Source organism: Stenotrophomonas sp. STEN008, from assembly GCF_056760435.1.
The window spans coordinates 29,152-48,700 of sequence record NZ_JBRRET010000001.1 but is presented as its reverse complement, the minus strand read 5'-3'; the positions used below and the strand labels follow the sequence as shown (position 1 = coordinate 48,700).

Genomic DNA, 19,549 nt, shown 5'->3' with positions numbered 1-19,549 from the left:
GGATCCGGCGGAGCGGCGCAATCCGCGCGTCCACAGGGCGGCTCAGGATCGCAGGACGTTGCCGCTGAGCGCATCGCGGATTGGCGTCGGCTGGGCCAGGCCGCCGGTCGGGCCGTCCAGGATGCCGTCCAGCAGGCGCAGCAGGCGCGGATCCAGTTCCTCGCGGCTGCGTGCCGGTGGCTCGCCGGCCAGGTTGGCGCTGGTGGAGACCAGCGGCCCGCCCCACGCGTGGCACAGTGCCGCCACCAGCGGGTGGGCGCTGATGCGCACCGCGATGCCGCTGTGTTCGCCGGTGATCCAGCCTGGCGCGCGTGATCCGGCAGGAAGAATCCAGGTGTTGGCGCCGGGCCAGCTGGCCAGCACTGCACGCTGACGCTCGTCGGGCAACGCCTGCAGGCGTACCCAGCCTTCCAGCTGCGCCAGCTCGGCGGCCACCAGGATCATGCCTTTCTCGATCGGCCGCTGCTTCAGCCGCAGCACCGTGTGCACCGCCGCTTCGTGCGACGGGTCGCATCCCAGGCCCCAGACCGCTTCGGTGGGATAGGCGATCACGCCGCCGGAGCGCAGCAGGGTGACGGCAGAATCCAGGGTGAGTTCTTTCATGGTGGCGACGGGCCCGGCATGGGCCTTCATTATCCTCCCACCGCGTGCAGATGGGGTGGACCGGCGCCATCGAGGCGGCGGCGGACCGGGTACTGCACTGCCTGCGCCCGACCCATGGCCGGGCGCTGTCCCGCATCAGGCTTTCTTGACGACCTTCTTGGCCGCTTTCTTCGCCGGTGCCTTCTTGGCGGCGGCCTTCTTTGCCGGCGCCTTTTTCGCGGCCGCCTTCTTGGCCGGTGCCTTCTTCGGCGCGGCTTCCTTCTTCACCGCTGCCTTCTTCGCCGGTGCCTTCTTGGCAGCGGCCTTTTTCGCGCCGAAGCCCTTGCGCACCGGCTTGCCGGTTTCTTCCATCAGCTGCTGCACTTCGGCCAGCGTCAGCGAGGCGGGCTCGCGGTCCTTGGGAATCTTGCCGTTCATCCTGCCGTCGCTGATGTACGGGCCGAAGCGGCCATTCAGCACCTGGATGTCACTGCCTTCGAATTCCTTGATGATCCGGTTGCGCGCGATCTCTTCCTTCTCTTCGATCAGGAAGACGGCGCGGGCCAGGTCGATGGTGTACGGGTCGTCTTCCTTCTTCAGCGAGGCATAGGTGCTGCCACGCTTGGCGAACGGGCCGAAGCGACCAATGCCGACGCTGACCGGTTCGCCCTTGTCCTCACCCAGCGCGCGCGGCATCAGGAACAGCTCCAGCGCGTCTTCCAGGGTGATGGTGTGCATCGACTGGCCCGGGCGCAGCGAAGCGAACTTCGGCTTCTCCTCGGCATCTTCGGCGGTGCTGCCGATGGCGGCGTACGGCCCGAAGCGACCCAGGCGCACGCTGACCGGCTTGCCGGTCTTCGGGTCGGTGCCAAGCTCGCGCGCACCACTGGCTTCGGCACGATCGACCGATTCCTTCTTGTCCTCGACCAGCTCCTTGAACGGCTCCCAGAAGCGTGACATCAGCGGGATCCACTCTTCCTCGCCGCGCGAGACGGCGTCCAGCTCGTCTTCAAGCCTGGCGGTGAAGTCGTAGTCCACGTACTGGGTGAAGTGGCTGGACAGGAACTTGGACACTGCACGACCGACGTCGGACGGACGGAAGCTGCGACCTTCCATCTCCACGTACTTGCGGAACAGCAGGGTCTGGATGATCGAGGCGTAGGTCGAGGGACGACCGATCCCGTACTCTTCCAGCGCCTTGACCAGTGCCGCCTCGGTGAAGCGGGGCGGCGGCTGGGTGAAGTGCTGCTCGGCCAGGATGCGTTCCAGCGGCACGCGGTCGCCGGGCTTCATCGCCGGCAGCTTGCGGCCTTCGTCCTCGTCTTCGGCGCTCTTGCTGTCCTTGCCTTCCTCATACACGGCCAGGAAGCCGGGCACGACCACGGTGGTGCCACTGGCACGGAAGACGTGTTCGCTGCCGGCCGACAGGTCGACACTGACGGTGTTGAGCGTGGCCGGAATCATCTGGCACGCTACCGCGCGCTTCCAGATCAGTTCGTACAGCCTGCGCTCGTCGTCGGTCAGGAACCGCGACACCTGCGCCGGCGTGCGCAGCGCCGAGGTCGGTCGCACCGCTTCGTGCGCTTCCTGGGCGTTCTTGGACTTGGTCTGGTAGGTGTTGGGCTGGTCCGGCAGCGAACCGATGCCGTAATCGCGGGCGATCACGTCGCGGATTTCCGCCAGCGCATCCTGAGACAGGTTGACCGAGTCGGTACGCATGTAGGAGATCAGGCCGACCGTGCCCTCATCGCCGATTGCCACGCCTTCGTACAGCTTCTGCGCCACCTGCATGGTCTTGCGGGTGGTGAAGCCGAGCTTGCGCGAGGCTTCCTGCTGCAGGGTGGAGGTGGTGAACGGCGGCGCCGGGCGGCGCTTGCGCTCCTTGCTGGCCACGTCGGTGACGTGCAGCGAGCCCTGCGCCGCCTGCTGGATGCGCAGGCGGGCGGCCTCGGCGGTATCGCCGTCGGTGATGGTGAACTGTTCGAACTTCTGTCCGTCCAGCTTCACCAGCTTGGCATTGAAGTGTTGCGACGGGTGCGCGCATTCGGCGGCGATGGACCAGTATTCGCGCGCGATGAAGGCTTCGATCTCTTCCTCGCGCTCGACGATCATGCGCAGTGCCGGGCTCTGCACGCGGCCGGCGGACAGGCCGCGCTGTACCTTGCGCCACAGCACCGGCGACAGGTTGAAACCGACCAGGTAATCCAGCGCACGGCGTGCCTGCTGGGCGTCCACCAGATCGCTGGCGATGGCCCGCGGCTGGTTGATCGCTTCCTTGATGGCGCGCGGGGTGATCTCGGTGAAGACCACGCGCTGCATCGGCTTGTCCTTGACCAGCCCGCGCTCCTTCAGGATCTCGGCGATGTGCCAGCTGATCGCCTCGCCTTCGCGGTCCGGGTCGGTCGCCAGCAGGATGTCATCGGCGCCCTTGGCTGCCTTGGCGATCGCATCGACGTGCTTTTCGTTCTTGTCGATCACGTCGTAGTGCATGGCGAACCCGTTGTCCGGATCGACCGCGCCTTCCTTCGGGATCAGATCGCGCACGTGCCCATACGAGGCCAGGACGGTGTAGTCCTTGCCGAGGTATTTGTTGATCGTCTTGGCCTTGGCCGGCGATTCGACGATGAGCAGGTGCTTGGGCATGGCAGCAGTGTCTGTGGGGCGAGCCGCAGGGGAGGGGCCGCTAGGGTGGAGCAAACGGCCGCATTAGTGAAGCGGCCACGGGCAAATCCATAAACTGAACGCCCGGTTGGGTGCCGGGCGTTCAGGTTTCCTTATTAGAGGAATCACGCCCGGACGCTCCATGTCAAGCGCCCAGGCGTGAGGATGGCCGGTCAGGAGGCCATCTTGGCGATGAATCCGATGGCCGCCACCATCAGGACCAGGCCGGCCAGGGCCAGCAGGGCGGTGATGACCAGGACGGCGATGGTGACCACGCCCAGCTCGCGGCGTTGCAGCTGCGGCTGGTCGGTGAAGGCCCAGCGGTCCACCACCAGGGTGTCGCACATCATGTCGTGCAGGCCCTGCTTGCGCTCGGTGAACGCGGCCATCAGGTAGCCGATGCACAGGATCAGGCCGCTCAGCACGGCGGCCCAGTAGCGTCCGAAGGCACGTCCCACGGTCAGCCGGTCACCGTTGCTGCGCACGACCTTGATGCCGACGGCCATCTTGCCCAGGGTGGCACCGCCGCGCGAGGCGTGGAACCAGGTGTAGTACACCATGGAGATCACCAGGTTGAGCAGGCCGCTGACCAGCTGGCCCATGATCTCGATGGCCGACTCGCCGCTGCCGGCGGCCCCCATGCCCGCACCCAGTGCCAGGGCGGAAATGACGCCGATGATCGTGCCGGGGATGAGCAGCACGAAGTAGTCGATCACATAGGCAGCCACGCGCTTCCAGAAGCCTGCGTACACCACTTCGCCGCCCATCACCGGCTGTGCGTGGCCGGCCATGGCTGCGGTGCCCGGCGCGCTGTAGGGCGAACTGCTGAGCGCGCCGGTGCCGGGCAGCGGCGCCGTGCCGTTGTCGATGGCCTGGTAGTCGCTGCGCAGGTCGAAGCCGCCACTGTCAGCGGCCGTGGTGGCGCTGGCCAGGGTCTGCAGGCCGAGCTCGTCGACCACCTGCCGCAGCGCGGCCCATTGCGCCATGCCCTCGCGCCAGACCAGCGTATCCAGTGTCAGCTGGCCGCGCTGGAAGCGCTGGCGGATGTCCTCGACCGGCAGCGGTCCCTGGCGTTGCTGTCCTTCGGCGAAATACCACTCAGTCATTGTGTGTCCCTCCTGGGTCGTCCTTGCTTGGGGTGTAGTGCCGATGGCTCAGCCGCGGCACTGCTGCGGCAGATACTTGTCGTTGCTTTCGCCGCTGCATTCCCAGCGGCCGCTGTCGCGGTCGTATTCCAGCCACAGCAGATCGCCATCGATGGTCTTGCCGGGCGCGGCCAGCGTGGCTTCGATACCGCAATGACCGTTGTTGAAGCGGCCGATGTGGACCGCTGACAGGCCTGCGGCGGAGAAGTCCCCCGGCGCCGGGAAACCGGCATCGTTGGCCCCCGGGCAGCGTCCTTCCTCGTCGGCGAAATGCTGCACCTGGTCCTTCAGTGGTTGCAGTGCGGTCAGCGACGTGGCGACCTTGGAGCGCAGCGTGTAGTCGTTGTAGGCAGGCAGCGCGATGGCCGCCAGGATCGCCACGATGGGTACCACCACCAGCAGCAGTGCCCCGCCGATGATGGCGGTCAGGGCGCAGCCGGACAGGCCCTTCTTTGGTGGCGGCAACGCGGCCGCGGGCGCACTGTGGGCATAGGGGGTTGCCGCCGGCAGTACCGGAGGCTGCGGGGCAGGGGGCTGCAGCCCGGGGTCGTCGCGGGCGGCATCGACGGCCGGCACGATCAGGCCGAGCTCATCCACCACGCTGCGCAATGGCTGCCATTGCGGCAGCCCATCGCGCCACACCAGGGTGTCCAGGCTGATCTGATTGTTGCGGAACAGCTCGACAAGCTGTTCTGCCGGCAGTGGGCCTTGCTGCCGGTTGCCTTCTGCATGGAACCACTCGCTCACGGGGCACGCTCCTGAATGCGCTATGCCCCAAGTGTAAGGTCAGTGCAGGGGTTCTGGCTCGTCCATGAACATCTGCGTTTCCATCCAGGCGTAAGCCGCCTCGGCGCCGGGCTGGTTGAACAGCACCATCAGCACGACCCATTTCAGATCGTCCAGGTCCAGTTCGTCCTGGTCCAACGCCATCGCCCGGTCCAGCACCAGCTCGCGCTGGTCGGCATCGAGGATGCCGTGCTGCTCCAGGTACAGCAGGAAACCGCGGCATTCCACGTCCAGCTTGTCCAGCTCGGGCCCGTGATAGATGCGCACCGGGCCATCGACCCGCGCCTGGGCCACACTCGGACGCTGTGCCGCCAGGGCATCGAGCCAGTCGAATGCCTTGTTGATCTCGGTAGGGCTGAATCCGGCCTGGATCAGGCCGTTCTGGAGCGAATCGCGGTCACGGATCAGGTCCGCATCTTCGCTGAAATAGTGTTCAAACAGGTACAGCAGTACATCCAGGATGCTCTCTTTCATTGCCCCTCGGCCTGCGTCGCGCGACGCTGTGGAGGTGAAGAAACTAGGGAGTTCGACAGTAGCGGCCGTGTACGCAGACCACGATTCCCGCAAGTTCCATGGCCAGCAGCATGGAGGACACCTGCGGCGCCGTCAATCCACAGCGCGTGATCAGTGAATCCATACTGATTGGGTCAAGGTCCAGGGCCTGCCACAACCGCTGGTAGTCAGGGTCGCCGACCCAGCGTGCCGGCAGGTCGGCTGGCACTGCCTGTTCAGTGGGGGTGGCCAGCCGCGATTGCAAGGCCGGCAGCTGCTGGCGCAGGGCCGGGGCCAGCAGCTCCAGCACGTCCTCGGGCCGTTCCACCAGGGCAGCTCCCTCGCGGATCAGGCGGTGGCAGCCGGCCGCCCGCGGATTGAGCACCGAGCCGGGCACGGCGCATACCTCGCGACCGGCCTCGGCGGCCAGACGCGCCGTGATCAGGGCACCGGAGCGGTGCGCCGCCTCGATCACCACGGTGGCCAGGGCCAGCCCGGCCACCAGCCGGTTGCGCGCGGGGAAGTGGCCGGGACGGGCAGCCGTACCGGGCAGGTACTCGCTGAGCACGGCACCCTCGGCGCCGATCCGGGCCTGCAGTGGCGCATGGTGGTCCGGATAGGCACGGTCGGGGCCCGTTCCGATGACGGCAACGGTACTGCCGCCGGCGTCCAGCACCGCAAGGTGGGCGGCCGCATCGATACCGGCCGCCAGCCCACTGGCGACCGCCAGTCCGGCTTCGGCGAAGCTGCCGGCAAAACGCGCCGCCAGTGCCCGACCGGCCGGTGTGGGTGAGCGGCTGCCAACCACCGCCACCGCCGGGCGCCCGGCCTGGCCGGGGTCGCCGGCCACGAACAGCGCCAGCGGCGGGTTGGGGACCTCCGGCAGCAGGGGCGGGAAGGCCGGGTCGGTAACGGCCAGCAGGTGATGGTGGTCGTCCTGCAGCCAGTGCAGGGCGGCTTTCGACCGCTGCGCATCGGGGCGTTCCAGTGCTGCGCACTGCTCCGGGGTGCAGCCATGGGCGCGCCAGCCGGCCACGCCCAGCGCAAGGGCCGCTTCGGCGCTGCCCGCGCCCTGCAGCAGTGCCCGCCGCGGCGCCAGCGCGCCTCCCGCCATCACCAGGCGCACCAGCGCCTCATCTGCCTGCTTGGTCATCCCCCCCACTATCGACCGCAGACAACAAAGGCGCCCTAGGGCGCCTTCGCGTGCGGCTGTCAGGGATGTTCCCGGCAACCCTACTTCGTGTCCGGATGCAGCGCGCTGTAGCCCACCCGTACAGGCTTCACGCCCTGCATCACCAGCGCATAGCTGACGTTGTCGAAGGTGCGGAACACCATCGCATGCGCGGCGTACTCGTCGGGCAGCGAGACCCGGCCGGCGCCGGTACTGAGCGAATCATCCATGCGCGAGGACCCCGGGTACTTCATCCGGTGCGCGACGTGGCGGCCCGGCCGCCACAGCGAGAACACGGTGCCGTTGTCCACGCCCTGCGCGCGGCCCGCCGAAATGGCGATCACATCGCGTGGCCCGCCAACGCTGAACATGTCGGTCACCGCGAGCACGCGCACGTCCACGCCCTCGACGCCCGCCGCCGGCACATGCGGGACGAACTGCAGGTCGTAGGGCCTTGCCTCGACCGGCACCAGCCGGTCGCCGGCGCGGACTTCACGCCCGCCGCTGTTCTTGTCCAGCACCAGGGTGGACGCCTCGACCTTGCCGCCGGCAACCTGGGTGATGGTGCCCGTGCCGACCTGCATCAGCTCGTAGCCCAGCATCTGGTGCGCACGTCGCGTCGGCGCGTTGTAGGCCCGCCACAGGTTGCCGCTGCCGGGGGTGACCTCGCCATTGGCGGTCAGGTCCTCGGTGGGCTTGGGCACGCCATAGCGCACGGTCGGGCGGACCACGGCCCAGCGCTGCCCGACCTGGGCATCGGCCAGGCGCACGTACACGGCTTCGCCACTGCTGGCGCGCAGGCGGTCTTCTTCCAGGCCCGCCACGTAGGGCAGGTGGTCGATGCGGTCGACCACGCTCAGCTGCTTCAGGAACGGCTCGACCTGGGCCAGCGGAATGGCATCGATCGGGGCCTCCTGGCGGGGCCCGGGCTGGGCCGTCACACGGTCCAGGTAGGCCAGGCTCAGCACGTCACCCGGATAGATCAGGTGCGGGTTGGCGATCTGCGGGTTGGCCTGCCAGATCTCCGGCCACAGCCAGGGCTTCTGCAGGAAACGCGCGGCGATATCCCACAGCGTGTCCCCTTTTCGGACCACATAGGTATCCGGGTGCCCGCCATTCACTTCCACGGCGGTAGCATAGGCAGCCACGGTCAGCATCGCCGCGGCGACGACCGTACGAAAACGAAGCAACATAGGTGTGAAGCCCTGATTCCCCAACAGGTCCGCGCACTATAGTCCAGAAACCGGGGCGCAAGGCAAGCGTTGCAGCTAGAATCTGCGACGTATGCCGGCGTGCCGGCCCCCTATCCGGAAACTGCCATGGCCCTCCTCCCGATTCTTGAGTTCCCCGATCCGCGCCTGCGTACCAAGGCCGCGTTGATCGACGCCGCCGAAGTGACCACGCCGGCCTTCCAGGAACTGGTCGACAACATGTTCCAGACCATGTACGACGCGCCGGGCATCGGCCTGGCCGCTACCCAGGTGGACGTGCACAAGCGCTTCATGGTCATCGATGTCAGCGAAGAGAAGAACCAGCCGCTGGTGTTCATCAACCCGGAGATCGTCGCCAAGGACGGGGGCCGGGTGTACCAGGAAGGGTGCCTGTCGGTGCCGGGCATCTTCGCCGACGTGACCCGTGCCGACACCATCACCGTGAAGTTCCTTGACCGCAATGGCCAGGAACAGCAGATGGAGGCCGGTGAAGTGCTGGCCACCTGCATCCAGCACGAGATGGATCACCTGGACGGCAAGCTGTTCATCGATTACCTGTCGCCGCTCAAGCGCGAGATGGTCCGCAAGAAGCTGGCCAAGCAGCGCAAGCACGTGGCGTGATCGCCGCTCCGGGCCGCCCGCAGGGGTGGCCCGTGCCTGCGCGCAGCGCGCGGGCTGTACGGCGCCGGCCGACGGCGCCGTTTTCTTTCCTGCACGAATCCATCCTGCAAGTGGGGTAGCCATGAGGATTGTCTTTGCCGGTACGCCGGAATTCGCGGTGTCATCGCTGCGCGCAGCGGCGCGCCACCACGAGGTCGTGGCCGTCTACACCCAGCCTGACCGTCCGTCAGGTCGTGGTCGCGGCCTGGCCCCCTCGCCGGTGAAGCTTGAGGCGGTGGCCCGCGGCATTCCGGTGTACCAGCCCGAATCGCTGAAGGACGAAGCGGCCCAGCAGCAGCTGCGTGACCTGAAGCCGGACCTGATGGTGGTGGTGGCCTACGGCCTGATCCTGCCCAAGGCCGTGCTGGCCATCCCGACCTACGGGTGCTGGAACGTGCACGCTTCGCTGCTGCCGCGCTGGCGCGGTGCGGCGCCGATCCAGCGCGCGATCCAGGCCGGTGACGAGACCACGGGCGTGTGCCTGATGCAGATGGAAGCCGGACTGGATACCGGCCCGGTGCTGCTGCACCAGGCGCTGCCGATCGCGGCCACCGATACCGGTGGCCAGCTGCACGACAAGCTGGCCGAGCTGGGTGCGCAGGTGTTGTCCGATGGCCTGGGACTGCTGCGCGCCGGCATCAAGCCGATCGCGCGGCCTCAGCCGGAGCAGGGCGTGACCTATGCACACAAGCTGGACAAGGCCGAGGCGAAGCTGGACTGGGCGCAGGATGCAGCGGTGCTGGCGCGGACCGTGCGTGCGTTCAACCCGTGGCCTGTCGCCGAAGCAACGCTGGCCGGTGAGCGCGTGCGCATCCATGGCGCCGTGGCGCAGGCGATGGAGCACGGCCAGGCACCGGGAACGGTACTTGCTGCCGGCCGCGAAGGCATCGACATTGCCTGCGGCCAGGGCGCGCTGCGCCTGCGCGTGCTGCAGCGCGAAGGTGGCAAGGCGATCACTGCCGCCGATTACCTCAACGCCCGTCGCGACCTGCGCGTGGGAGCGTAAGCGGTGACGAAACAGAATGACTTCTCCATCGCCAGGGCGGCGCCGGGTGCAGCCACCCGCATGCTGGCCGCGCGCGTGCTGGCCCAGGTGTTCACCCGTGGCCGTTCGCTGAAGGCGGAACTGGCGTGGGCCCTGCCGAAGCTGGCCGACAGCCGTGATCGGGCGTTGCTGGAAGCGCTGTGTTTTGCCGTGCTGCGCCGTCGCAGTACCTATGACGCGGCATTGCAGGCGTGGATGCAGAAGCCGCTCTCGGCGCGCGATGCAGACCTGCGCACGCTGCTGATGGTCGGCTTCGCCCAGCTGGACGTACTGGAACTGCCGGCGCACGCGGCCCTGTCGGCCACCGTCGACGCAGCGCGGGCGCTGGGCCGTGAGCGCCAGGCGGGCCTGGTCAATGCCATCCTGCGCCGCGCCCAGCGTGAGGGATTCCCGGAACAGCCGGCCCGAGATGCGTTTCCGGCTTGGCTGGCCGAGGCCATCGAGCGCGACTGGCCGACGCAGGCCGAGGCGATCTTCAGCGCCAGCCTGCAGCCTGCGCCGCTGTGGCTGCGCGCCAACCGCCAGCACGGTGGCCGCGAGAAGGTCCTGGCCGTGCTGGCCGAGGCCGGTATCGTCGCCGAGCCAAGTCCGCTCAGTGCGGACGCGTTGCGGCTGGCGACGCCGGTCGCTGTCAACCAGCTGCCCGGCTTCGCCGAGGGCGCGCTCTCGGTGCAGGATCTGTCGGCGCAGTGCGCGGCCGATGCGCTGGCGCCGGCCGCCGGGGCGCGGGTACTGGATGCCTGCGCCGCACCGGGCGGCAAGTCGGCGCACCTGCTGGAGCGTGATCCCAGCCTGCGCCTGCTGGCGCTGGACATCGACGCCCGTCGCTTGGCGCGTGCCCGTGACACGTACGCGCGCACGGGTGTCGGTGAGGGCGCACAGACCCTGGCGGCAGACGCCAGCGATCCTGGCGCGTGGTGGGATGGCACGCCGTTCGATGCGATCCTGCTCGATGCGCCCTGTTCGGCCACGGGCGTGATCCGCCGCCAGCCGGATGTGATGTTCCACCGCCGCGCCGAGGACATCGATGCGCTGGTCGGCGTTCAGGCCCGGCTGCTGGAGGCATGCTGGTCGATGCTGCGCCCCGGTGGCGTCCTGCTGTATGCCACGTGCTCGATCCTGAGTGCGGAGAACATCGAGCAGATCCGCGCGTTCCTGAAGTGGCACCCGGATGCGGTGGCGCAGCCGTTGGACGAGGCGTTCGGGCTGGATTGCGAAGGCATTGCACGCCAACGACTGCCCGGTGACAGCGATGCTGACGGATTCTTCTACGCGCGTCTGCTAAAAGCGGTGTGAATCCGCTGCCGTTCAAGTCCTCATGCTGAAAACCCGCGCGTCGCGAGAGACGTGGTTGTTCGTGGTGATGGCCCTGCTGGTGCTGGGGGCTGGACTCGGCCTGCGCGATCCCTGGCCGTCGGATGAGCCGCGCTTCGCGCTCGTCGCCAAGCAGATGGTGGACAGCGGTCACTGGTTGTTCCCGCATCGCGGCCTGGAGCTGTACTCGGACAAGCCGCCGATGCTGATGTGGTGGCAGGCCACGCTCTATCACCTGATCGGCGATTGGCGGCTGGCGTTCCTGCTGCCCTCGCTGATCGCTGCGCTGGGCACGTTGTGGTGCGTGGTCGATCTCGGCGATCGGCTGTGGACGCGACGCGTCGGCCTGTACGCAGGCTGGGCACTGCTGTTCGCACTGCAGTTCACCTTCCAGGCGAAGAAGGCACAGATCGATCCGCTGGTGGTGCTGTTCATCACCCTGGCCAACTACGGGCTGCTGCGCCACCTGCTGCTGGGCCCGGCATGGCGCTGGTGGTGGCTGGGCTGGTTCTTCGCCGGGATCGGCGTCATCACCAAGGGCGTGGGCGTGATCGCCCTGCTGATGCTCGTTCCGGCCGTGATCGGCTCGGCGCTGCGGTGGAACGGTGTGCGCCTGCATGCGCGCGACCTGCGCTTCTGGCTGGCGCCGCTGGCGTTCCTGCTGGCCGTGGCGCTGTGGCTGCTGCCGATGGTGCTGGCGGCGCTGGCGACCGGGCTGGATGAGTACCGCGCCTACATGGACGACATCCTGTTCCAGCAGACCGCAGGGCGTTATGCCCAGTCCTGGGACCACCACCAGCCGTGGTGGTACTTCCTGGCGATCATGCCGTCGATGTGGATTCCCGCGTTCCTGGCACTGCCGTGGGCGATTCCGGCCTGGCGCCGCCGGCTGCAGCGACGCGACGCGCGCTACCTGCTTCTGCTGGGGTGGTGGTTGCTGATCGTGCTGTTCTTCTCGATTCCCGAGGGCAAGCGCGATGTGTACATTCTCCCTGCGCTGCCGATGTTCTGCCTGGCCCTGGCGCCGCTGCTGCCCGGCCTTCTGCGTCGTCGCGACGTGCAGGCACTGCTGGGGCTGTTCACGCTAGCCCTGGCGCTCGGCACGCTGCTAGCAGGCGCACTGGCATTGCTGGGCAAGCCGGGATTTGAGTCGAGGCTGGAGCACGAACGTGGTCTGGCACCGGGCGTGATGGATGCGTTGGCCTGGGCGGCGCTGGCGATGGGCGCCTGCGGTGTGGCCAGCCTGTTGCTGTCTGGCCGTGGCCGGCGTCATCTGGCCATGGTGTCGACCCTGGCCACGGTGTGGGTGCTGTACAGCCTGGTGGGCTACCCGCTGTTGAACGATTCGGGTTCGGCGCGGGGCCTGATGCGCCATGTGGGGGAGCGCATCGGCCCGCAGGCCGAGTTGGGCCTGGTGGCCTGGAAGGAACAGAACCTGCTGATGGCCGATCGACCGGCGGCCACGTTCGGCTTCAACACCCCCTGGGGTGAACAACTGCAGGCGGCGACGCGCTGGCAGCGGCTGGTGCCGGCGCGGCGCTGGCTGCTGGTGCAGGAGGACGCCATGTTGCCGTGCGTGGACCGCGACCGGGCCGAACCGGCGGGCGTGGCCAATCGTCGCCGCTGGTGGCTGGTGCCGGCGGAGGCGGTGGTCGCGCCCTGCCAGGCCAGCGATCGCGAGCGCGAACGTGAACGGCGTTTGCAGGAACGGGGATAACGGCCTGTGTCCACGCTTGTCCAGACTGCCCAACAGGCGACAAAGGCAGTAAAACAGCACACTGGGAGTGGCCGTTGTGGCCGCCCCCGTTCTTCCCGCACACCCGCAGCGAAACTTCCGACGTGCCAGCTCCACCGGACAACCTGAACCCCGCGGCCGGCGACCTGCCGGGTGCCCCCGTCGGCGGTCGGCAGCGCACGGCGCACTGGCTGGCGCAGATCGGTCTGTTCTGCCTTCCGGCGCTGGTGCTTACCGTGCCGATCAACCTGCTACCGTATGGCTTGTTGCTGCTGGCCAGCACGCTGCTGGCGCCGGAACTGTTGTGGCGCGCCCGGCACATGGGCGGGCAGCCGGTGAAGGTGCTGACCTGGCTGATGCTCGCGGTGCTGGCGCTGGGCCTGCTGTCGGTGCTGCTGTTCGAGCAGGGGCTGCGCGATGTCGACAACCGCTCGCGCTTCGTGGTGATCCCCTGGATCGCCCTGTGGGTCTGCGCGTTGCGCCCGGACCTGCGCTGGCTCTGGCGTGGCGCGCTGGCCGGGCTGGTCGCCACCTTCGCGATGTCGCTGTGGCAGGTACTGCAGGGGGCTCCGCGTGCGGAGCTGTTCACCAATGCCATCGTGCTGGCCGACATCGTGATGGTGCTGATGGTGCTGCTGGTGTTCTGCCGACCTTCGCGACGCTGGTCGCTGGTGATCGTCGGCATGGCGGCCGGCTGTGGAACCATCGTGTTGACCGGCAGCCGTGGCGTGTTCGCGGCGTTGCTGGCCCTGCTGGTGGTGCTGGCGCTGAGCCTGCGCTGGCGGACCGGCACCGCCCGCCTGTCGGTGCTGGCAGGCATGTTGGCGATTGGCGCCACCCTGCTGCTGTCGGTGCCCGAGCTGCGTCACCAGGTGCGGCTGAGCGAGCTGCACAGCGACATGCAGCGCATGGAGCAGGGCGACAGCGACTCTTCCGCCGGTGCCCGCGTGGAGCGTCTGCAGGTTGCCTGGGATACCTTCCTGGACCACCCGCTGGTCGGTGTCGGAATCGGCCACTTCGATGACGCGATGCAGCGTGTGCCGGTCTGCCGCGAGAACCCGGACGAACAGCGCTGCCACCTTGGCCATGCCCATAACGACGTAGCCGAATGGGCCGCCACCCAGGGCATGCCCGGCCTGCTGCTGCTGCTGGCGGTGTATGGCGTTCCGCTGTGGGTGTTCGTGCGCCTGCATCGGCGCAGCGGGCGCAGTACGTTCCGCGGGCCTGCCGCGGCCGGGATCATGATCGTGACCACGTACGTGCTGTGCGGGCTGACCCAGTCGATGTTCGCGCACCAGATGACGGCCAGCTTCTACGTCACCATCGTCGGCCTGCTGGCCGGGTTGTCGATCCTGGAAGGTGCCCGCCACCGCGGGGCCAACGCGGGTTGACGCCCCGCCGCCGGGCATGGCCCGGCGCTACCCCTGCACCGCCATGCCCGGCGCACGCAGGTGCACGGGAGCGGTCGCGCCGGCCATGCCCGGCGGATCAGGGCTGCGGCGGGTCGGCCACCGCCTGACCGTTGCCGAGCATCCACAGCATGATGGTCTTCTGCCGCACGTAGTTGGCACGCACGTAGGCATAGACCAGGCCGTGCCAACCATCGCGGAAACCGCCGCGGAAAATGAATCCCCGCCAGAAGCGCCAGGCCGGTGCCAGCACCAGCTTGCCCAGGGTGGCGCGCTTGCCGCGTGCGAACTCGTGCTCGGCCATCATCCGCGCGTACTTCTCGGTCTTGGCCAGTTGCTGCTGCAGCGAGCGGTAGGGGTAGTGGATGAGGTCACCGCGCAGGGTGCCGACGCTGCCATCGACGCTGGCGGCCTCGTGGATCTCACGGGTGCCGCGCCAGCCGCCGCGGCGGCGGTCGAACAGGCGCATCACCCGGTCCGGATAGGCGTTGCCGTGGCGCAGGAAGCGGCCGAAATACTCTGAAAGGCGGGCGAAGCGGTAGCCCGCGTGGCCGCTGAATCCCCCCTCGCGGGCCTGTTCGATGGAGGCGCGCAGTTCCGGGCTGATGCGCTCGTCGGCATCCAGGCACACCACCCAGTCATGTGCTGCCTGCTCGACGCAGAACGCCTTCTGGCTGCGGAAGCCATCGAACGGCCGCTGCAGCACGCGGGCACCGGCAGCCTCGGCGATGGCCACGGTGGCGTCGCTGGAATACGAGTCCACCACGATGATCTCGTCGCAGAAGGCCAGCGAGGCCAGGCAGTCGCCGATGCGGCCGGCCTCGTTGAACGCGATAATGCACGCCGAGATGCGAGGCCGTTCGATGGGAGCGGTCGTGGAGGACATGATGGCCGGGTACCTGTTGTTTGCGACGGAGCGCTATGCGCTGCCTATTCTCGCCCCGTTGGCGCAGGCCTTGCACGCGTCCGGGCAGGAGGTGGCTGCCTGGTTCGAAGGTGGCGCCGCCGGCAGCCAGTTGCCGGGCGTGCCCGTGATCGGCCTGAAGCAGGCCCTGGCGATGCGCCCGCGCGCGGTGTACAGCGCGGCCAACTGGGTGCCGACGTTCCTGTCCGGTGCCAAGGTGCAGCTGTTCCATGGCTTCAACGTGGAGAAGCGCGACAGCGCACGTGGCCATTTCCGGGTACGCGGGATGTTCGACCTGTACTGCACCCAGGGCCCGGCCACCACCGCGCCGTTCCGCGACATCGCCGCCCTGCAGGGTCACTTCGCGGTGGCCGAGACCGGCTGGCCGAAGCTGGACCCGCTGTTCCGCGACGATGGTGGCGAAAGCGCCGCGCTGCGCGCAGCGGCGGGCGGTCGTCCGGTGATCCTGTTCGGCTCGACCTTCACCGAGCGGCTCAGCGCCGCCCCGCACCTGCATGCGCAGATCGCCGCCGACATCGCGGCCGGGGAGCGCTACTGGCTGCTGACCCTGCACCCGAAGTGCCCGCCGGAGCTGTTCGAGCGTTACCGTGCGCTGGCCGGCGCCAATGCCCGCTTCATCGAACCGGAGCAGGTCATGGCCGCACAGCGCGCCGCTGATGTGCTGGTGTCCGATACGTCTTCGATCGTTTCGGAGTTCATCGTCCAGCACAAGCCGGTGGTGACCTTCCGCAACCGCGTCCCGAAACCGCACATGATCGATTTCGACGTGCCGGCGCAGCTGCCCGTCATGCTGCAGCGCGTGCTGCACCCGGATGCCGCCCTGCAGGCGGAGATCGTGCGCTATGCCGACGCGATCCATCCGTACCGTGACGGCCGCTCCAGTGAGCGGGTGATTGCCGCAACCGAGGATTTCCTGTCCGGCGAGATGGGCGCGCTGCGCCGCAAACCCTTCGGCAGCTGGATGCGTGACCTGCAGATCCGCAGGGATCTGGGCTACTGGGGGCCATCACAGCGGTGATCGGGGGATGTAGAGCCGAGCCCACGCTCGGCTGTGGCAAGCCGAGCATGGGCTCGGCTCTACAGTAGATCCACGCCAGGCGTGGAAGGGCGGCAACGGGTCACCAGCGCAGCTTGCGGCGCGGCAGCGCGGCGGCCAGCTGCGCCATCAGCGCCCGTGCCTGTGCGTGCGGCAGGTAATGCAGCGCCAGGGCCACATCACCATGCGCGCCTGCGGTGTCCAACTGCAGGCTGGCCGTGCCCAGCAGCCTGTCCAGCGGTGAGCGCTGCAGGCGCAGGCCCTGCAGCTTGTCCAGTTCCGCCCAGCGCCACCAGCGCCTCCACCATCCGCCGCGCACCGCGACGTAGCGATCATCCAGATGCCAGCCCATGCGCGCCATCTGCCGATGGGCGACCCACAGCGCGACCGGCAGCCAGCCCAGCAACAGCAGGCCGGGTGTTCCCCAGCGCCAGTACATCGCGGCGGCCAGCAACGGCACCAGCAGTACGCTGCCCAGGCACAACCGCCACCAGCCGCGCTGCGGCACCGGCTGCCAGTGCGCGGGCGGCCACTGCAGCTGAGGCAGCAGGTGCTGCACCAGATGATCGCAGTCGGCGGCCGGTGCCAGCGGCGCGAGTTCGCGCAGCGCCCGATCTTCCTCGCGGGTGGGGCCGCCGGCAGCGCTGTCAATCTGCAGCTGGCGCCGCCCGAACCAGCGTTGCAGGGTGCCTTCACGCAGGGTCCAGGCCTGGATGCGCCGGCGCGCCACGCTGCTGCGCGTGCGGCTGAGCAGGCCTGCCGCGACCGTCAGCCGGTGTTCCTGCTCGGTCAGGGTGAAGCCGGCATAGCGCAGCAGGGCCAGCACCACCGACAGCAGGCGCATCAGCAGCCAGCCTGCGACCAGCACCAGCGCGGCCAGGATCAGCAGGCCGGCAAGGCCCTCGTGCAGCTGGCTGGCGTAGCCGAATGCCTCGCGTCCTCCGCTGGAGATCACGCCGTCCAGCGAACGGCGCGGGATCACCTGCAGCAGCGCACCGATGGCGGCGGCGAACAGCACCCAGCCGCGGTTGGACAGCAGGCCCAGCAGGATCACTTCGGCAGTGGACATGCGCAGCAGCACTTCATCGGTCGGGTCGGCGGTGGCAGCCGGTGCGTTGCCAGGCGCCTTTCCGCGCTGCTTCACCAGCTGCTCCAGTGCCAATGCCTGGTCCAACCGCAGCACCCGCATCTCTGCCTCCGGGCGCACGCCGCCGGCCGACTCCAGGCGCAGCTCGGCCACGCCGAACAGCCGGTGCAACGGGTTCTGCCGCACTTCCACGTTGTGGATGCGGGCGAAGGGAATTTCCCGGCGGTTGCGCGCAAGCAGCCCGCTGCGCACGGTGATCGCATCACTGCCGATGCGGTAGCGGTAGCTCAGGTACTGCAGCACCGAGACCACCACCAGCGCGGCGATGGCCAGCAGCGGCATCAACTGCGCCCACAGCGGGTCGCGGTCGCCGCGCTGGCCGAACACCAGCAGCGCGACCAACGGCAGGAAGTAGTGCCGCAGCTGCATCAGCAGCACGAACAGCCATGACCAGGGGTGCAGGCGCTGTTCGTCGCCGCCGCGTGGCAGCGGGGGCGGCAGGGGCGGTGGCTGGCTCACAGGGCGTCGGCGTCCTGGTCGAGCTGGTGGGCCAGGGTGTCGCGCAGGCGTTCGGCGTCGGCATCATCCAGGCCGCTGACAGTCACGGCACTGAGGCGGGTGCCTGCGGTGTGCACGATCAGCGTCGCCAGGCCGGCACGCCGCTCCAGCGGACCACGGCGCAGATCCAGGTGCTGCACGCGCGAGACCGGTACCTGCGTTTCGGTCTGCCACATCAGGTCCCTGCGCAGGCCCAGGCCCTGTGCGTCCAGGCGCCAGCGTGTGCGGGTCAGGCGGCGATGGCCCAGCCACGCGCCGAACAGGGCGCCGACCAGCAGGCCCGACGCTGCACCCCACAGCCCGGCAGGCAGATCGAAGAACCACCACGCGGCTGCCAGCGGTGCGCCTGGCACGAACAGTCCACCGAATGCGCCTTCCAGCGCGGCCAGGCGTGCGGCGCGGGCCGGCAGCGGCTGCCAGTCGTTGATGGGCACAGCAGGAAGAGGCTGGTCGGTCACACGGGCTCCGTCGGGCGGCAGGGCAGGCGGGGCGGCCGCAGCCGCACCGCGCAGACGGTAGCAGGTCGGGCGCGCTACTGCGCCGCCTGGATCAGTGCATCGACATCGAGCAGATGGCCGGCACGGTCGGCCTTGGTGCGCAGGTAGTGTTCGTTCTCGGCCGTGATCTCGCCAGTGACCGGAATGCAGTCCAGCACTTCGATGCCGGCATTGCGCAGGCGCTGTGCCTTGGTCGGATTGTTGCTGAGCAGGGCCACGCGGCTGATGCCCAGGCCGCGCAGCATCGCCACGGCGCTGCCATAGCGTCGCTCATCGGCGCCGAAGCCCAGTTGTGCATCGGCGTCGATCGTGTCCAGCCCGTCGTGCTGGTAGCCATAGGCGCGCATCTTTGCAGCGATGCCCGTTCCCCGGCCTTCCTGGTCCAGATACAGCAGCACGCCGCCGCCCAGTTCCTTCAGTTTGCGCAGACCGCGTCGCAGCTGGTCCCCGCAGTCGCACTTGAGCGAACCGAACAGGTCGCCGGTCAGGCACGAGGAGTGCACGCGTACCGGCACCACGGCAGACAGGTCCGGGTCGCCGACGATGATCGCCACCTGGTCGCGTTGTGCAACGCCGCCGCGGAACACCGCGAAGGTGGTCATGCCGACATCGCGCAGCGGTACCGGCGAACGGGCGACCAGCTCATAGTCGTGGGCGGCGTGCGCCGCACCTTCGGCCAGGTCGCACAGGGCGACGTCGGCGGCGCCGTCGAAGGTCGCATCATCCGCATCCAGGCGCACCGCGACCATGGCCGGCAGCAGCAGGCCCAGGCGGGCCAGTTCAACCGCGCCGGCATCGAAGGCATCGCCTGCGGTCCAGTGAGCCGGCATCGGCCCGGGCTCGCGCAGGTAGCCCAGCGTCGGCAGGGCGTCGAAGGCGATACCGGCCAGCGGCAGGCGCACACCGTCAGGTGCCTCCACCCCCAGCACGCGGGCGCGGGTCGCCGTCAGGAACAGGTAATGACGCTCGCGCGCTGCGCTGGCAAAGGCGGCAAAGCTGCTGGCGGTGGCGCTGTCCAGCGCGATCACGGCCAGGCGTTGGCCCTGGCCGTCGTGAAGCAGGACCGGGCGACCGGCGCGCAGTTCCGCGACCGCGCGCTCGCAGCGGATCGCGGCCGGGTCGCCGAACAGGGAGGAGGCAGCAGGCATGGCAGGACCGGGGGAGGCGGACATCGCAGTCTCTATGGGGGCGCCGGCGTCGTATTCAACGTGCTGCGGCCGCCGGTCGCAGGGCGG

General features: G+C 68.7%; 17 protein-coding genes. 6 read left to right on the top strand and 11 right to left on the bottom strand.

Annotation, left to right across the window (positions count from 1 at the left end; all coding sequences use genetic code 11):
* Positions 1 to 42 precede the first annotated feature (42 nt).
* From tsaC to ACVOME_RS00245, 7 genes are all read right to left on the bottom strand, one after another.
* Positions 43 to 633 (bottom strand): L-threonylcarbamoyladenylate synthase type 1 TsaC, encoded by a 591-nt coding sequence (gene tsaC, locus ACVOME_RS00275; RefSeq protein WP_080375246.1) that lies wholly within the window; start codon positions 631 to 633, stop codon positions 43 to 45.
* A 105-nt stretch (positions 634 to 738) separates the two neighbouring features.
* Positions 739 to 3,225, bottom strand: coding sequence for a DNA topoisomerase I (locus ACVOME_RS00270; RefSeq protein WP_111186261.1), 2,487 nt, complete (start codon positions 3,223 to 3,225; stop codon positions 739 to 741).
* 191 nt (positions 3,226 to 3,416) lie between these two features.
* Positions 3,417 to 4,349 (bottom strand): RDD family protein, encoded by a 933-nt coding sequence (locus ACVOME_RS00265; protein WP_053517104.1) that lies wholly within the window; start codon positions 4,347 to 4,349, stop codon positions 3,417 to 3,419.
* Between the two features lie 48 nt (positions 4,350 to 4,397).
* Entirely contained in the window at positions 4,398 to 5,135 is a 738-nt protein-coding gene (locus tag ACVOME_RS00260; RefSeq protein ID WP_053517106.1) for a pilin, read from the bottom strand.
* A 39-nt stretch (positions 5,136 to 5,174) separates the two neighbouring features.
* Positions 5,175 to 5,648, bottom strand: coding sequence for a DUF494 family protein (locus ACVOME_RS00255; protein WP_053517108.1), 474 nt, complete (start codon positions 5,646 to 5,648; stop codon positions 5,175 to 5,177).
* 43 nt (positions 5,649 to 5,691) lie between these two features.
* On the bottom strand, positions 5,692 to 6,819 hold the full coding sequence (dprA, locus tag ACVOME_RS00250; protein WP_481504579.1) for a DNA-processing protein DprA: 1,128 nt from the start codon (positions 6,817 to 6,819) through the stop codon (positions 5,692 to 5,694).
* A gap of 80 nt (positions 6,820 to 6,899) precedes the next feature.
* Positions 6,900 to 8,030 (bottom strand): LysM peptidoglycan-binding domain-containing protein, encoded by a 1,131-nt coding sequence (locus ACVOME_RS00245; RefSeq protein WP_053517112.1) that lies wholly within the window; start codon positions 8,028 to 8,030, stop codon positions 6,900 to 6,902.
* Between the two features lie 126 nt (positions 8,031 to 8,156).
* On the opposite strand from ACVOME_RS00245, the gene def reads away from it, so the two are divergent.
* The 5 genes from def (at position 8,157) to ACVOME_RS00220 (ending at position 14,193) form a co-directional block, all read left to right on the top strand.
* Positions 8,157 to 8,669 carry a peptide deformylase gene (gene def / locus ACVOME_RS00240; RefSeq protein WP_053517114.1) on the top strand — a complete coding sequence of 171 codons (513 nt, stop codon included), beginning with the start codon at positions 8,157 to 8,159 and terminating at the stop codon, positions 8,667 to 8,669.
* A 121-nt stretch (positions 8,670 to 8,790) separates the two neighbouring features.
* Entirely contained in the window at positions 8,791 to 9,714 is a 924-nt protein-coding gene (gene fmt, locus ACVOME_RS00235) for a methionyl-tRNA formyltransferase (protein ID WP_053517116.1), read from the top strand.
* A gap of 3 nt (positions 9,715 to 9,717) precedes the next feature.
* Positions 9,718 to 11,049, top strand: coding sequence for a 16S rRNA (cytosine(967)-C(5))-methyltransferase RsmB (gene rsmB, locus ACVOME_RS00230; RefSeq protein WP_481504578.1), 1,332 nt, complete (start codon positions 9,718 to 9,720; stop codon positions 11,047 to 11,049).
* A gap of 22 nt (positions 11,050 to 11,071) precedes the next feature.
* Positions 11,072 to 12,784, top strand: coding sequence for a glycosyltransferase family 39 protein (locus ACVOME_RS00225; protein ID WP_481504577.1), 1,713 nt, complete (start codon positions 11,072 to 11,074; stop codon positions 12,782 to 12,784).
* Between the two features lie 143 nt (positions 12,785 to 12,927).
* Positions 12,928 to 14,193, top strand: coding sequence for an O-antigen ligase family protein (locus ACVOME_RS00220; RefSeq protein ID WP_481504604.1), 1,266 nt, complete (start codon positions 12,928 to 12,930; stop codon positions 14,191 to 14,193).
* Between the two features lie 97 nt (positions 14,194 to 14,290).
* Here ACVOME_RS00220 and ACVOME_RS00215 read toward each other — a convergent pair whose 3' ends face one another.
* On the bottom strand, positions 14,291 to 15,097 hold the full coding sequence (locus ACVOME_RS00215; RefSeq protein WP_053517120.1) for a glycosyltransferase family 2 protein: 807 nt from the start codon (positions 15,095 to 15,097) through the stop codon (positions 14,291 to 14,293).
* On the opposite strand from ACVOME_RS00215, the gene ACVOME_RS00210 reads away from it, so the two are divergent.
* A complete protein-coding gene (locus ACVOME_RS00210; RefSeq protein ID WP_481504603.1) occupies positions 15,096 to 16,154 on the top strand; it encodes a CDP-glycerol glycerophosphotransferase family protein in 1,059 nt (352 codons plus the stop codon). The two genes, ACVOME_RS00215 and ACVOME_RS00210, sit on opposite strands and share 2 nt — an antisense overlap.
* A gap of 100 nt (positions 16,155 to 16,254) precedes the next feature.
* Here the strand turns inward: ACVOME_RS00210 and ACVOME_RS00205 are convergent, their stop codons facing one another.
* The 3 genes from ACVOME_RS00205 to ribA form a co-directional block, all read right to left on the bottom strand.
* Complete coding sequence (locus ACVOME_RS00205) at positions 16,255 to 17,778, bottom strand: PH domain-containing protein (RefSeq protein WP_481504576.1); 1,524 nt, start codon at positions 17,776 to 17,778, stop codon at positions 16,255 to 16,257.
* On the bottom strand, positions 17,775 to 18,275 hold the full coding sequence (locus ACVOME_RS00200) for a PH domain-containing protein (protein ID WP_053517123.1): 501 nt from the start codon (positions 18,273 to 18,275) through the stop codon (positions 17,775 to 17,777). Before ACVOME_RS00200 ends, ACVOME_RS00205 begins: the two co-directional genes overlap by 4 nt.
* Before the next feature lie 74 nt (positions 18,276 to 18,349).
* Positions 18,350 to 19,486, bottom strand: coding sequence for a GTP cyclohydrolase II RibA (ribA, locus tag ACVOME_RS00195; protein WP_074899932.1), 1,137 nt, complete (start codon positions 19,484 to 19,486; stop codon positions 18,350 to 18,352).
* Between the last annotated feature and the right edge of the window lie 63 nt (positions 19,487 to 19,549).

Coding starts and splice junctions, on each gene's coding strand:
- ACVOME_RS00225 (WP_481504577.1), top strand. CDS start 11,072: ATGCTGAAAACCCGCGCGTCGCGAGAGACGTGGTTGTTCGTGGTGATG.
- dprA (WP_481504579.1), bottom strand. CDS start 6,819: ATGACCAAGCAGGCAGATGAGGCGCTGGTGCGCCTGGTGATGGCGGGA.
- ribA (WP_074899932.1), bottom strand. CDS start 19,486: ATGTCCGCCTCCCCCGGTCCTGCCATGCCTGCTGCCTCCTCCCTGTTC.
- tsaC (WP_080375246.1), bottom strand. CDS start 633: ATGAAGGCCCATGCCGGGCCCGTCGCCACCATGAAAGAACTCACCCTG.
- ACVOME_RS00255 (WP_053517108.1), bottom strand. CDS start 5,648: ATGAAAGAGAGCATCCTGGATGTACTGCTGTACCTGTTTGAACACTAT.
- def (WP_053517114.1), top strand. CDS start 8,157: ATGGCCCTCCTCCCGATTCTTGAGTTCCCCGATCCGCGCCTGCGTACC.
- ACVOME_RS00210 (WP_481504603.1), top strand. CDS start 15,096: ATGATGGCCGGGTACCTGTTGTTTGCGACGGAGCGCTATGCGCTGCCT.
- ACVOME_RS00270 (WP_111186261.1), bottom strand. CDS start 3,225: ATGCCCAAGCACCTGCTCATCGTCGAATCGCCGGCCAAGGCCAAGACG.
- ACVOME_RS00245 (WP_053517112.1), bottom strand. CDS start 8,030: ATGTTGCTTCGTTTTCGTACGGTCGTCGCCGCGGCGATGCTGACCGTG.
- ACVOME_RS00265 (WP_053517104.1), bottom strand. CDS start 4,349: ATGACTGAGTGGTATTTCGCCGAAGGACAGCAACGCCAGGGACCGCTG.
- fmt (WP_053517116.1), top strand. CDS start 8,791: ATGAGGATTGTCTTTGCCGGTACGCCGGAATTCGCGGTGTCATCGCTG.
- ACVOME_RS00215 (WP_053517120.1), bottom strand. CDS start 15,097: ATGTCCTCCACGACCGCTCCCATCGAACGGCCTCGCATCTCGGCGTGC.